11 protein-coding genes are annotated in these 14,634 nt (G+C 45.0%); 3 read left to right on the top strand and 8 right to left on the bottom strand.

Going from position 1 to position 14,634, the window contains the following annotated elements; genetic code table 11:
* Positions 1–159: 159 nt before the first annotated feature.
* Positions 160–1,413, top strand: a complete 1,254-nt coding sequence (locus tag AAA952_RS17230; RefSeq protein ID WP_105249953.1) for a GGDEF domain-containing protein — start codon at positions 160–162, stop codon at positions 1,411–1,413.
* Between the two features lie 193 nt (positions 1,414–1,606).
* On the opposite strand, the gene AAA952_RS17225 is transcribed toward AAA952_RS17230, so the two are convergent.
* From AAA952_RS17225 to AAA952_RS17205, 5 genes are all read right to left on the bottom strand, one after another.
* On the bottom strand, positions 1,607–2,224 hold the full coding sequence (locus AAA952_RS17225; RefSeq protein ID WP_302479695.1) for a transglycosylase SLT domain-containing protein: 618 nt from the start codon (positions 2,222–2,224) through the stop codon (positions 1,607–1,609).
* Between the two features lie 167 nt (positions 2,225–2,391).
* Positions 2,392–2,856: a hypothetical protein gene (locus AAA952_RS17220; RefSeq protein WP_338258682.1), complete on the bottom strand. Its 465-nt coding sequence runs from the start codon at positions 2,854–2,856 to the stop codon at positions 2,392–2,394.
* Entirely contained in the window at positions 2,853–4,502 is a 1,650-nt protein-coding gene (gene gshA, locus AAA952_RS17215; RefSeq protein WP_338258681.1) for a glutamate--cysteine ligase, read from the bottom strand. The genes AAA952_RS17220 and gshA overlap by 4 nt, the downstream gene beginning before the upstream one ends.
* Before the next feature lie 185 nt (positions 4,503–4,687).
* A complete protein-coding gene (locus AAA952_RS17210) occupies positions 4,688–7,540 on the bottom strand; it encodes a M16 family metallopeptidase (RefSeq protein WP_338258716.1) in 2,853 nt (950 codons plus the stop codon).
* A gap of 180 nt (positions 7,541–7,720) precedes the next feature.
* Positions 7,721–8,146, bottom strand: a complete 426-nt coding sequence (locus AAA952_RS17205; protein WP_338258680.1) for a YqaA family protein — start codon at positions 8,144–8,146, stop codon at positions 7,721–7,723.
* A gap of 292 nt (positions 8,147–8,438) precedes the next feature.
* On the opposite strand from AAA952_RS17205, the gene AAA952_RS17200 reads away from it, so the two are divergent.
* On the top strand, positions 8,439–9,692 hold the full coding sequence (locus AAA952_RS17200) for a dicarboxylate/amino acid:cation symporter (protein WP_338258679.1): 1,254 nt from the start codon (positions 8,439–8,441) through the stop codon (positions 9,690–9,692).
* Between the two features lie 230 nt (positions 9,693–9,922).
* Positions 9,923–10,090 (top strand): hypothetical protein, encoded by a 168-nt coding sequence (locus tag AAA952_RS17195; RefSeq protein ID WP_168823570.1) that lies wholly within the window; start codon positions 9,923–9,925, stop codon positions 10,088–10,090.
* Between the two features lie 166 nt (positions 10,091–10,256).
* Here AAA952_RS17195 and AAA952_RS17190 read toward each other — a convergent pair whose 3' ends face one another.
* The 3 genes from AAA952_RS17190 to AAA952_RS17180 are packed head-to-tail and all read right to left on the bottom strand — an operon-like array spanning position 10,257 to position 13,500.
* Entirely contained in the window at positions 10,257–11,387 is a 1,131-nt protein-coding gene (locus AAA952_RS17190; RefSeq protein WP_028760946.1) for a sodium ion-translocating decarboxylase subunit beta, read from the bottom strand.
* An 8-nt stretch (positions 11,388–11,395) separates the two neighbouring features.
* Complete coding sequence (gene oadA, locus AAA952_RS17185; RefSeq protein WP_113941637.1) at positions 11,396–13,222, bottom strand: sodium-extruding oxaloacetate decarboxylase subunit alpha; 1,827 nt, start codon at positions 13,220–13,222, stop codon at positions 11,396–11,398.
* Positions 13,223–13,233: 11 nt separating this feature from the next.
* On the bottom strand, positions 13,234–13,500 hold the full coding sequence (locus AAA952_RS17180) for an OadG family transporter subunit (protein ID WP_113941635.1): 267 nt from the start codon (positions 13,498–13,500) through the stop codon (positions 13,234–13,236).
* Between the last annotated feature and the right edge of the window lie 1,134 nt (positions 13,501–14,634).

Genomic DNA, 14,634 nt, shown 5'->3' with positions numbered 1-14,634 from the left:
GTATTTAGTACCAAAATCACTGATATGAAATTGTTCACAGTTTCATATCAGTTTATATTTCAATTTTCGTTATATACTTAACTGAACTCAGTGTGAATACGTTAGTGATGTATAGCATTCAATGATTACTAGCAATGACACAGATAAAGGAATAGTCGAGTGAAATTAAGGGATAATTTCAAACGTAAGACCATAGATCGCTTAGATTATCGCTATCATCTGCTACTGCTTATAGTGCCGATATGTCTATTCATCCTGCTGTTTATCTTTAATGCACCCACAGAAAATTGGACTATCCTGCCCTTACTGTTTGTTTGCATCATTTATATTTTTGCCTACAGCCTAATTTACTATTTGCATCAGGGTCGTTTAACTCGACTATGGCAGCATTTAGAGCAAGTCGTCACCATCAACGATGCCATCTATGAACTCGCCCATCTCTCGAGCCATTATAAAAATGAGCATGCCTTTCTGGACGCCTTACTCAATAAAGCCGTGTACGTGATTAATGGTGCCGAAATGGGCAGCATCATTAAAATCAACGAGGTGAATAATAAACTGTATTTTGAATCTGTCGTGGGGCTCGATTTAGCAAAGCTCAGACAACTGGATTTTACCTTAGAGCAAACTTTTGAATATCGACTCACTGAAGGGAGATGCGATCAAGTGGTGGTCATCAATGATATGAAGAATATCAATGCAGCTAGCACCTTAACGGAAGATGATCAAAAAGTGTTACTCTCAGTGTCGAAGCAGCCGATACGCTCAACCCTGTCTAGCCCTATTCGTATTGATGGCAAACTGTATGCCATGCTCAATCTCGATAGCAGTAGCATTGGCGCCTTTAGCGATTACGACCGCAATCTTGTCTCTATCCTAACTCACGAAGCTAGCAATGCCATTGCGCTCTATCAGAAGTCACTGCAGATCACTAAACTCGCCAATTTTGATCCATTAACAGGACTTTATAATCGAAAGAATTTTGAAGATGAACTGCACCACTGGCAGCACAAACCTCACTTAGGCAGTTTTTTAATTATTATCGATATGGACAATCTCAAGTCCATTAATGATGCCTATGGGCACCAGATGGGTGATGTTGCCATCAAGCGAACAGCCACCGCCATGCTCACCTATTGGCAAAATAAAGGCATTATTTCCCGTTTTGGTGGCGATGAGTTTGTCGCTTTATGCCATGGGCCGTTAGCTCAAATTGAACAGGACTTAGATGATATGCGCAAAACCTTGAATCAAGGTTCAGAGCTTAGCCTAGGTTTTAGTTTTGGTATTGCCCCCTTCGAAGCCGATTGGTATCAATCCTTTAAGACTGCAGATCATGCTATGTATGAGCAAAAGCGTGCGAAGAAAAAAGCCATTCAGGCATTAGAAACCTTCGCAGTGAAAGCGCAATAAATCAATTGAAGTCAGTTGCTGCAGCCGATGTCAAAAGGCTAATATCAACAATCAGTAAGCGTCGGAGTTGAATATCTGAGTTTAAGATTTGAGTTTACTATCTCGATTAGCTATCTCGATTAAATATCTAAATTGAACACCGACAGTCAGCCATTCTCACTTAAGTGGCTGACAATGATATAAAAACGTAATCTTAACCAAAAAATAAGCGCCACAGCCAAGATGAATCTAAATCTTCTTGGCAGGTTTTATATTGAGCCGCGTAGCGTTTCGACCTTTCATCCACCTTATTCGCCACTTTCACTAACCACGCCTTAGATTTATAACTGCCACGGCGATAACCGCCCCAGCCCTCGTGATAATTAAGATACTGCGCCCGCGCATCCCATTTAGATACGCCATTTATCTTATGGGTTTTGCTAATAAACCAGCCCATAAAATCCAAGGCATCATCGAAATCACTGCGGCTCGACCAACTGTTTCCCGTCTCACGCACATAATCATCCCACGTCATGGTCTTAGCCTGCGCATAACCATAAGCATCACTGGCACGGCCAATAGGGATAAAACCTAAAAAGTATTCCATCGGTGGCGCGGCATTGTGCTTGAATGAGCTCTCTTGATACATCATAGCTAACGGCACATGCACTGGCACCCCCCATTTATCACGGACATCTTTAGCGGCATCGTACCAATCTCGGTGTTCTTGAAATATCTCACACAAATTTTCGGGAGACTTAGGCGGAGATGTCGCACAACCTGACAAGATGCCGAGACTTGCGCAGAGTAAGATAGCGGAGGACTTATTCATTAATATCATGTTCTTTGGAGAGTTAGCTCGCGCCATGATGTCATAGACTCAGGCTGAGGCAAGCATAAAAAGCCTTTTTTGCGCTTAGAAGATCTCAGCGCTAGGGGCTAAATCAATATGACTTAAATCGTATGTTGCTGGCTTACCACTTGAACTTAACACTTTGGCTATTTCGTTTCGGGACTCAGCTCAAACTGACACTCATGCTCTTCTTGCTGCCACACGCCGGGTTCCCAATACGCAGTGTCTTTACCCATATAGCGCTTATCGGTGTGAAATAACGCACCGATATGATAACGCTGATGACTTTCGACATTGAGCTTGAATACTTTGGGTGTCCGCGCGGCAAGCGTGACTGACAAACTTGGATCATCAATCAGCTCCGCAACGGTAAATTCATATTCGCCAGGCGCTAACTGATAATTAGGCTTAGAAACGACTGCCTGCCCGTTTAAATGGGTCACCACCACTCGATACCAGTGAGTACTGGCATCTGGCTGCAAATAACCCGACACAGTACCACAGCCCAGTGGATCTTCAGGTGACGCGGCGCAGCCAGATAACAAGGCACTAAACCCAATCAAAGCTACGCGGGCACGTAGGCCAGTGAAAGAGAATACCCCCTCTTTCACAGCTTCACTCCAAAGTAATCTTCCAGATAATCATCGAATGAAACTGCACTCTGCGCCGCCTCTAGTTCAGCTTGCTTGTTAAGCGAACTGGATGCTTCAGCTTGATACTGCGCTATGGTCTCGCTCGACAAGGGATAATCGATAAAGTATTGATAGTATTGCTGCGCTAACGTCATCACCCACTGACCATGATCTTGGCCCTTGTTGATCACGTTTTGCAGTACTTGTCCCGACAGGGTTAAATTCGGATCTTCAGCCGCTTTACGCCAATGGGCCAAAGCCACTTGATAATCCGTCCCCTCACCATCAAGCAATACTGCCAAAGGTTGCAAGGCATCAAACAACTCTTCTAACCAAGATTTAAGCGAACGTGAACCGTCTGCAGTTAATAACTCAAGCCCAGGTTTACGGCCTTCAAGCACCACAGCTTTAAGATTCGCGCTTAATCTCGCCTCTTCGCTCGCCTCAGACTTAGGCGACTGCGTTAATAAACAATAGAGTAGGAATAAATCGAGGAAACGTACTTGTGTCGCCTCAATGCCAACTGGGCTAAATGGATTAACATCCAACGCTCTCACTTCAATGTATTCCACCCCAGCACGGGCCAAAGCTTCAGACGGTTTCTCGCCACTACGTGTGACCCGTTTCGCACGGATTGGCGAGTAGAACTCGTTTTCAATCTGCAATACATTGGCATTAAGTTGACGATACTCACCATCGACTTTAACGCCGATATTAGCAAAGTTTGCTGAAGGCATTTTAGTGGCAGCATTCACGCCAGCCAGATACTCAGGCAAAGAGTTATAGCTGATATTTAGATCTTCTTGCTCTTTGTTGGTATAGCCTAAATCACTCATACGCAACGAAGTGGCATAGGGCAGATACAGAGTTCCATGGCCCGTTTTTTCAAACTTGAGGTCGGTTTTTTGATCTTTAATAAAGGAGCTACATAACGCTGGCGAGGCACCAAATAAATAAGGAAGTACCCACACTAAACGGCGATAGTTACGGATCAAGCCGAAATAGGATTCTGAAATAAAATCATCGTAAGTTAACTCTTTATCACTTAACTCATACAGGCTTTGCCATAATTCTTGCGATACCGAAAAGTTAAAGTGCACCCCAGAGATGATCTGCATCAGGGCACCATAACGATAGGTTAACCCCTTACGATACAAGGTTTTCATCATGCCAGTATTCGATGAGCCATAGCGGGCAACGGGGATCTGTTGCTCATCTTTCACATAGCAAGGCATGCTCACGGGCCACAAACGCTGACCATTTAAGTGGCGCACGCTGAAGGCATGAGTCTCAGTTAACCCTGTGAGAAGTTGCTCAACATTGTGATTTACTGGCGTAATAAACTCGAGCAAGGCTTCACTGTAATCCGTCGTAATACGTGAATGCATTAACGCCGAGCCTAAGGCTTCGGGATGCGAGTCTGTAGCGAGATAACCAGACTCATCAATCCGCAACGCCTCACGTTCTATGCCACGTAACATACCCAAGAGTGCGGTGCGCCCATTGGCGTCCGAGAGATGTTGTACTAATTCATTGAATGACTTCAATTTGCGCTTCTCTAATTGGTGATTCGCTATCGCGACAAGGTTAACAGTCAGACCTTTATTTTGAGGCTTATCTTGCAAAATATGCCTCAAAATAAATCTAAACCTGTCTGTGGGGCAAGCCAAATTCACACCTTGTATGATTAAAAGCAGACGGTGACAGCTAATGCTGTCACCGTCTTTCGATGTAAATCCGGTAAATATGGGGCAAATAGTCGTTAACTAATGCACCCGTCTATCTACCTATATAAGGGCGAAATACTAATTTACAATACTAAAGTTTCAATTGGATAGCCCAATACCGCTAAATCCGCTTCAATTGTCGCTTTATCTCCCACCACCAAAATCACCATTTTATTGATATCTAGCTCGGAAGCCGCGAGGGCATTGAGTTCATCTTTTGTTACAGTATTAATGATCTTGTCCTGTTGAGTCGTAAAATCTTGACTCAATTGGTAACGTTGGATCATCCGCATAAAGCCCGCTTTTTGATACGGTGTTTCATAATCAAGGGCTTGCCCTTGAGAGACTGAATTACGCATAAAGGCAAGTTCAGCATCAGTCATGCCCTGCTGCTGATAAGCACTGATTTCTTTTACAAACTCAATGAGTGCTTTCGCCGTCACGTCACTGCGAACGTTACTTGATGCGACAAAATCGCCCACTTCAGCACCGCCTGTAAAACGAGTGCGAGCACCATAGGTATAACCTTTATCCTCACGTAAATTTAGGTTGATACGGCTATTGAATGCGCCGCCTAACGGATAATTCATCAGATAGGATTTAAAATAATCGCCTGTAGCATCGTAGGGTAATGCGCGCTTGGCAATATTGATTACCGATTGCGCCGCGCCAGGTTTATCAATCACATAAATTGTGCCGCCTTTTAATGCAGGGAGTGGCTTAAGTGGCGGTACCACAGCTGCTTCTCCTTTCCACTGGTTTAATCCCGCTAGTTTAGGCAGCAATGCAGATTCAGATAAATTAGCAACAGTGACAATTTTAGCGTTGCCGCCTTGATACTGCTGGGCATAAAACGCTTTTACATCGGCTAACGTAAGCGCCGCGACTGAATCGAGCGTGCCGAGATCATTCACACCTAACGCATTGTCTTTACCGTATAACAAAGACGACAACGCCGTATCAGCCAGATAGCTAGGATCGGACTGCATATGCTGGATCTGTTGTAATTGCTGTTGTTTCACTCGCGCAAAGTCAGCTTCGCTGAATGCTGGCTGAAACAGCTTTTCTTCCATAATCGCCAGCGTCTCATCTAAATGTGCTGTCAGAGCCGATACTTTGATCGAACTTTGATATTCAGACGCACTAAAGTCGACACTACTACCTAGCATTTCTAAGGCTTGTGATAGTGCTTCACTGCTGCGCTTCTGGCTCGATTCATTAAGCATTTCCGCAGTCAGCTTTGCTAAGCCTGCTTTTTCGACGGGTATGAGTCTGTGGCCACCATTGAGATAAACAATTAACTCAACTGTTGGTGTTTCAGTACTTTTAGTGCCCATGACTTCGATGCCATTGGCTAAGGTTTTTGTCCAAATTTTAGGTACTTTAAGCATAGGTGCAACGCCAGATGCAGGCATCTTAGTCCGATCAAAACTTGAAACAAGTTCAGGCTTGGGCAAATCCCCCTCTACCGCAGTGTGTGCAATTGGCAGCGTTGCAGGCGTGAAGTTATCCGCATGGGCAATAAGTGACGTCATTCCCTGCGGCACCACACTCATAACCACCATAGGTTTATCTTTAATGTATTGCTTAAACACGCGCATCACATCGTCTTTGGTCACATTGGCATAACGATTCAGATCTGAGGCAATCATGTTCGGATTGCCCGACAGCGTTTGGTTCATCGCTAAGGTCGACACTTTGCCAGAAACACTCTGCAGGCTATAAATGGTATCAGCCTCAAACTGCACTTTGACTTTTTGCAGATCGTCATCGGTAACGCCACGTTGCTCAAACTCCTTAATCGAGTCGAGGATACGTTGCTCCAGATCCGCCAGTTTGCCGCCCTTTTCAGGATTGGCTAAAGCATAAATCGACATCTGACACGCAAGCTCTTGACAAGGATGACTCACATTAGCCTGCACGGCATAACCGTCCTTAACCAAGTTTTTATATAATAAGGATGTTTTACCACCACCTAAAATATTGGCCAACAGATCGAGCGCGGCCTCATCTGAATGTCTAGCGTATACGGTTGGAAAACCAATACGGATCAAAGGCAAGTGCACTTGATCTTCCATGGAGATGTAACGCGTTTTATCTAAGTTAACCAGCGCCTTTTGCTCTAATGAGACTTCAGGACCGCGGGGGATTTCACCAAAATATTTATTCACCCAGGCTAAGGTCTGCATTTCATCGAAATCGCCACCTATGGTCAAGGTCGCATTGTTAGGGCCATACCAACGTTGGAAAAAGTGTTTAACATCGTCAACCGTGGCGCGATTAAGATCGTCCGGCCAGCCAATTACAGGCCAAGAATAAGGATGACCGACAGGATACATAGCTTGGCTAAAACGCTCACTCATGCGGCCATAGGGCTGATTATCGATACGTTGTGCACGCTCGTTTTTGACGGTTTCGCGCTGCACTTCAAATTTTTCACTGGTAAGTGCCGGCAACAAAAAGCCCATACGGTCCGACTCAAGCCACAACATTTTTTCTAATTGATTGTTGGGTACTGTCTCAAAGTAATTGGTTCTGTCGGTATTAGTCGTGCCATTTAGGGTACCACCGGCTTCGGTAACCACTTCAAAATGCTGTTCATCGGCAACATGCTGCGAGCCTTGGAACATCATGTGTTCAAATAAATGCGCAAATCCCGAACGCCCAGCTAATTCACGGGCAGAGCCCACATGATAAGTGACGTCGACATGCACTAAGGGATCGGAATCATCTTGATGTAAAATAACCGTTAACCCATTGGCTAATTGGTACTTTTTATAGGGGATCCCTACTTGCGAATCGGCCAATTGCACATTTTCGATAAGTTTAACGCCTGCGGGCAAGTTCACCGTAGTCGTTTCAGATGCACAACCCGCAAGTGCGGCAGAAATTGCGACCGCTAATATCCATTTCTTCAAAACATTCCCCTCATACATCAATGGGCCAAAATAAAGTGTTATAGCTAAAGTGCTGCGTAGCGTCATAGTGCGCTTAAATGATTAAGCATTGGGATTTATGACTCGCAAAATTAACACTAAGTTCCTATCTATACAGTAAATTCAGTCTAAACGGAAAAACACTCCCCGCCCTTGACCATTAAATGCATCCTAGCGCCATCATGCCATCCATTGCAGCACGGCAGCGGCAATAATTAAGTAACGAATTGTTTTACCGATTAAAATCATCACCAAAGAAGGTATTAGCGGTAGCCTCAACCAACCCGCCAATAAACAGAGAATATCGCCGACAACCGGTGCCCATGAGAGTAACAACGCCCACACGCCGTAGCGTTCAATCAAGGCGAGCCCCTTTGCGTGTTTACCTGTCGCTAACGCTTCTGGTGATTTTGCGAGGCGACCTAAGCGACCTAAATAGAAACTGGTCATCGCGCCCAACGTATTGCCAATACTAGCCACCACGACCAGCGCAACCCAAGCCTCTGGGGTATTGTTTAATAACGCCACGAGTAAGACTTCAGATCCCCCCGGTAACAAAGTGGCCGCTAAAAAAGCGCCGGAGAACATAATACCTAACTCAGTCATAATGGCTTACTCAATGATAAATCTCTCTTTTTGTATTCAATGCGATGAGGTTTGCCATGGGTTAATTGAATGTTTCACTTAATCTTTTTACAACAAACTCACTTATCACAATAAGTTATAAGAAAAACGGTTTGTTATAACCCTAGCTCTGTCGATACAATAGGTTAACTATGGCAGGCAATAACCATGCGCATGACTGAGAGCGCGTTAACATCACGCTCAACTCGTTAAATACGAATCCTATCATCGCAGGCCTATTGGCTCACTCTTAATTTATTTTTCTGGAATATGCATGATCCTTCAAACCATTAGCCGCATTCCGTTTTGGCAAAAAGTCTTAGCAGGCTTTATCTTAGGTGCGCTCGTTGGCGTTATTTTAGGTGAAAGCGCCACAGTACTAAAACCATTAGGTGATCTGTTCATTGGGGCCATTAAGATGTTGGTCGCACCTTTGGTATTTTGTGCCATTGTCGTGAGTATCACATCACTCAACTCGCAAACCAGCCTGAAACGCCTGAGCTTGAAAACTTTGGGTATGTTCATGCTGACAGGCACAATCGCCTCTCTGATCGGCTTAGCTGTAGGCTCAATGATCGACATGGGTGGCACAATGCAACTCACAACGACTGAAGTGCGCGAGCGTAATATTCCCGGTTTCGCACAAGTGTTGCTCGACATGATCCCTGTCAATCCTTTTGCTTCACTCGCTGAAGGCAATGTACTGCAAATTATCGTATTTGCAGCTTTGGTGGGTATCGCTATCAATAAAGTCGGCGAGAAAGCAGAGCCATTAAAACGCACCATTGAAGCAGGCGCAGAAGTCATGTTCCAACTGACTCGCATGGTCTTAAAACTCACTCCTATCGGTGTGTTTGGTTTAATGGCATGGGTTGTCGGTGAATATGGTTTATCGACTCTACTGCCTTTAGGTAAGTTTATCGGGGCTATCTACATTGCCGCCTTTATCCACATCATCTTTGTTTACGGTGGCTTAGTGAAATTTGTCGGTGGTTTAAGCCCACTGCAATTTTTCCATAAAGCTATGCCAGCACAGTTAGTCGCCTTTAGTACTTCTTCAAGTTTCGGTACTTTACCTGCGAGCACCCGCGCAGTCGAAACCATGGGTGTATCAAAGCGTTATAGTGCCTTTGTGATGCCATTAGGTGCGACCATGAACATGGACGGTTGTGGAGGTATTTACCCTGCGATTGCCGCTATCTTCATCGCGCAGATTTACAATATTCCGCTCGATACACTGGACTATGTAATGATTGCCGTGACTGCAACCGTGGCTTCTGTTGGAACCGCTGGCGTACCAGGAAGTGCGATGGTGATGTTAACTGTCACCTTAGGTGTGATTGGTCTGCCACTTGAAGGCATTGCCTTTATCGCCGCGATTGACCGTATTATCGATATGATCCGCACAGCAACTAACGTAACGGGCGATATGATGACTGCTGTTGTGATTGGTAAATCCGAAAATGAACTCGATGAAGTACAATTCTATTCGAACGACAATCAAGACATTACACCTGTGAGTTCGTAGCAATAACAATACTGTATAAACAGTATTAAGCTAAATCATCAATACCATTGCACAGTAAGAGACCGCTTCGGCGGTCTCTTTTATTATTCTGCAAACGGTCTTTGATCTATTGGCTTTAGAAGCCACAATCAACTTCGACAGTCTCTATCAACTGCAAAATAGGTTACTCAAATAAGATCAAGCTGTTAGACTCTAAAACTACTCTAACTCACACTTTAGCAGAACAAACAATGACGAGACTCTTCCTTATCCCGCTGATCCTATGTTTGTTTTGGGCGTTATTTTTAAAAGCCAACAAACTCACGCTAAAACAAGGCCGGCGAGGTTTTATCTACATTATCGGTATAGGTGGCGGGCTGATTTTAATCCTTATGGCATTACTCTGGTTAACGGCTTAGGTTAATACCAAGGATTCATTTTCTAAATTAGTGACTTAACAAAAAGCCAACTCAATACTGAGTTGGCCTTAGTGATAAAACAGCGTTAACGACTAGAATAAATTCGAAGATAAACCCGCTAAATTTACCCACTCAGTTAACCCCAATCAGTTAACCCACTCTGTCATCAACCCAGCACGGCAAGTAAAATCCCCGCAGCCACAGCAGAACCTAGCACTCCCGCCACATTGGGACCCATGGCGTGCATTAACAAGAAGTTGTGTTGGTTGGCCTCTAATCCAACTTTGTTCACGACTCGTGCTGCCATAGGTACAGCCGACACCCCTGCGGCACCAATCAACGGATTAATCTTACCACCCGACAACTTACACATCAGTTTTGCCATCAATACACCTGCAGCAGTACCAATGCCAAATGCTAAAGCTCCCAATACCAAAATTCCTAAGGTTTCCAGTCGCAGGAATTGGTCGGCAGATAACTTAGAACCGACAGCTAGACCTAAGAAAATCGTAACGATATTGATAAGCTCGTTCTGCGCCGTTTTCGATAATCTATCCACCACGCCCGATTCACGCATCAAGTTACCAAGGCAAAACATGCCCACTAACGGCGTGGCAGCAGGTAAAAAGAGGATCGTTAATCCCAGCACCATCAAAGGGAAAATGATCTTTTCCTTCTTGCTGACTTCGCGCAGCTGCTCCATTTTAATTTCGCGCTCAGCTTGGGTTGTCAGTAAGCGCATGATCGGCGGTTGAATAATCGGGACTAGTGCCATGTAGGAATAGGCCGCGACCGCAATCGCCCCCAATAACTCAGGCGCCAGTTTGGAGGCGAGGAAAATCGCCGTCGGTCCATCAGCACCGCCAATAATCGCAATGGCCGCCGCATCCTTCATGGTGAACTCAAAGCCCGGCACTAAGTTCAGCGCTATTGCGCCAATCAGTGTCGCAAAAATCCCAAACTGCGCAGCCGCCCCTAATAACAGAGTTTTAGGATTCGCGATCAAGGCACTAAAGTCGGTCAGCGCGCCGACGCCCATAAAGATCAACAGTGGGAACACCCCAGTCTCAATCCCCACATGATAGGCGTAATACAGCATGCCACCTTCTTCGGTAAATCCCGCATGGGGAATGTTAGCCAGCACTGCACCAAAACCAATGGGCAACAATAGCAAAGGCTCAAATCCACGCACGATGGCGAGATACAAGAGCAAAGCGCCCACTGCCATCATTAACACTTGCCCGCCAGTAAAGTGAGCGATACCTGTCTCGGCCCAAAAAGCCATTAAACCTTCCATTATGACTCCTACGCCAAGGCCAGTAATTGAGAACCCACAGACACTGAGTCACCTTCTTTCACCCAAATCTTAGCGATAATGCCATCGCCCTGTGCACGAATTTCGGTTTCCATCTTCATCGCCTCAAGGATGATCACGACATCGCCTTCACACACTCTATCGCCTGGAGAAACATGCACTTTGAAGATGTTGCCCGACAAAGGCGCGCTCATTTCAAGCCTGATTTCACCATGGCTTTTTGCTGGCGTTGTACTATCAGTCACAGCTTGCATAGCATGAACACTTTGTCCCTGTGGCTGGATTTGCGAGATCTCACCGCCTGCGGCGACTTCAACTACGTACTCTTGCCCTTCGACTGTTACCGTGTAAGTTTCTGGGCCACGATCCGCAGCATTAGAAGCAGCAAGTACCGAAGTCAATTCAGGTTTAGGCTCAAAGGCACTCGGATCGTCACGATTCTTTAAGAACTGCAATCCTATCTGTGGGAAGAGTGCATAGGTCAGCACATCATCGTCATGCTCTGACGATAGGCGAATGCCTTGTTCCTGTGCTTTATCAGCTAACTCAAGCCGTAATTTAGCCAGCTCTGGCGTTAATAAATCAGCAGGGCGACATGTAATGGCTTCGGCTCCTTGTAAGACTCTCGCTTGCAATGCGGCATTGACTGGCGCAGGTGTCGTGCCATATTCGCCCTTAAGCACGCCTTCAGTCTCTTTAGTCAGTGACTTATAACGCTCACCCATTAGCACATTGATTACCGCCTGCGAGCCGACAATCTGCGATGTAGGTGTCACTAAGGGCAAAAAACCTAAGTCAGCACGCACGCGGGGAATTTCTTCCAAGACCAAGTCCATCTTATCGGCCGCGCCTTGTTCCTTAAGTTGGCTCTCCATATTGGTCAGCATGCCACCAGGCACTTGTGCACGTAAGATCCGCGAATCAATGCCTTTCAGCGCGCCTTCAAACTTAGCGTACTTCTTGCGTACTTCACGGAAATAAGCGGCAATCTCCTCAAGCAATACCATATCGTAACCAGTCGCACGCTCAGTATCTTCCACCATAGCGATAACGGTTTCAGTAGCAGTATGTCCATAGGTTTGGCTCATCGACGAAATTGCCGTATCGAGCACATCGATACCCGCTTCAATGGCTTTCTGATAAGTGGCGGTACTTAATCCTGTCGTCGCATGACAATGCATAGATAACACGAGTTGCGTTTGGGATTTTAGTCGACTGATAAGCTCAAACGCTTCCATAGGCTTAAGTAAGCCCGCCATATCTTTGATACACAAAGAACCACATCCCATATCTTCGAGACGTTTTGCCATATCAACCCACGTCTCTATGGTATGCACAGGGCTAGTCGTGTATGAGATAGTACCCTGCGCATGGCCGCCAACTTGGCGCACCGCTTTCACCGCAGTTTCGAGATTACGAGCATCATTCATTGCATCAAAAATACGAAATACATCGACGCCATTAGTATGAGCACGCTCAACAAAACGCGTGACTAAATCATCGGCATAATGGCGATAGCCTAATAAGTTTTGGCCACGCAGCAACATTTGCTGCGGCGTATTCGGCATCGCCTTTTTCAACTCACGAATTCTGTCCCAGGGATCTTCACCAAGATAACGAATACAGGCATCAAAAGTCGCCCCACCCCAAGATTCCAACGACCAGAAACCAATCTTATCGAGTAACGGCGCTATAGGTAACATGTCATCAATGCGTAAGCGCGTCGCTAAAATGGATTGATGTGCGTCCCGCAATACGACATCAGTTAAAAATAATGGCTTAGCCACTGCTGTCGTAGAATTAGATACAAAAGTCATACTGCTCCCCATTACTTAATCTGTGAACGATACTGCTTTACCGCTAGTGAAATCGCAGCGACCAAACTTGGCTCTAAAGGTTTAGCATCAGATTGCGCTACCCTCTGCTGACTCTTAGCATGATTTTTAGCAAAACGTGCAGATGCAGCATCGACTGCACACCAACGCGCAACCAAATGAATCCCAAGGATTAGTACACTTAAAAATAAATAAACTAAGCCCATCCCCAAAAACATAATGCCAACGGCATCCAATAAAGATTGCGTTACATCCTCCATAGCTCCCCTCCCCCTTACGCTCTAGATCCCTATCAACAGCGCGATTGCCCCAAAATCATCGCTATCGCATTACAAGTTCAAAATTCATCAAATGAACTGCTCACAAACTATGGTTCTTCCGTAAACAGACACATAGCAATCACCAATCAGAAAAAATCGAATAAAAAATCACATTTTAAAGCTAACTAATCACACAACAAGAAAACCAGCTGAACTCAACTGCTACGAACATAACCAATTGATAACAAAAAAACCATATCAGTGTAAATTGGTCTTACCAATATTAAGTAAATCTACAGGCGACAAGTTATTAATCCTCATAAATCGAGCGATTAATTCAATATTCCATAATGAAACAAGCATAATGTTGGATTTAAGCTGAAGTGATGTCTTAGGCTAAAAAATGATTCCTAAATTGCAAACAACGAGCATAGGAATAAATCAAGTGAAAAAATATGCAAATTTAACAATCCAAGCTACTGCCATCTGACTAAGTGGCAAAATAAAAAGGAATATTGTTCTGAAGACATTGCTTGAAGCAGAGGAATGGGTTCAATTCAGCAAATTAAATCAACTTAAATGCCCCCTAGATACCAACACAGAGCAGTACCTAGCAATACGGTTGGTGTGGAACGGCTATCTTAAAAGATAAGCAACAGTGCTACCTGAGCTAGAGCTCAGTAATTGAAATGGCTAGTGAGTTGGTGAGTTGGTGAGTTGGTGAGTTGGTGAGTTGGTGAGTTGGTGAGTTGGTGAGTTGGTGAGTTGGTGAGTTGGTGAGTTGGTGAGTTGGTGAGTTGGTGAGTAAAAATAGCGGAGAAACATGCAAGTTGAAAGAAAAACGGACTAATTTCTACAAATTACAGATGCAAAAAAGCCAGCTTATTCAGCTGGCTTCGTTACATCTTATAAAGATAATTAGGCGCTTGGCGATGACCTACTTTCTTCTATCCCCGAAGGGGATACATGGGGGCGAGTCATCATTGCCTAAAATGCGCAGCATTTTGATGATGTGTCGCGCGAAGCAATGTATTGCGCAGCTGGGGAGTCCGCTTAGCGGCAGGTTGACATCGAGATAAGTTTTTGCGAAGCGTATAAACAAAAAAGCCCAAGCGGTTTAGGCTAGGGCTTTTT

The sequence above is a fragment of the Shewanella sp. M-Br genome (genome assembly GCF_036245925.1).
Classification (GTDB): domain Bacteria; phylum Pseudomonadota; class Gammaproteobacteria; order Enterobacterales; family Shewanellaceae; genus Shewanella; species Shewanella oncorhynchi.
The sequence above is the reverse complement of the archived record's forward strand: the minus strand, read 5'-3'. Positions and strand labels throughout refer to the sequence as shown.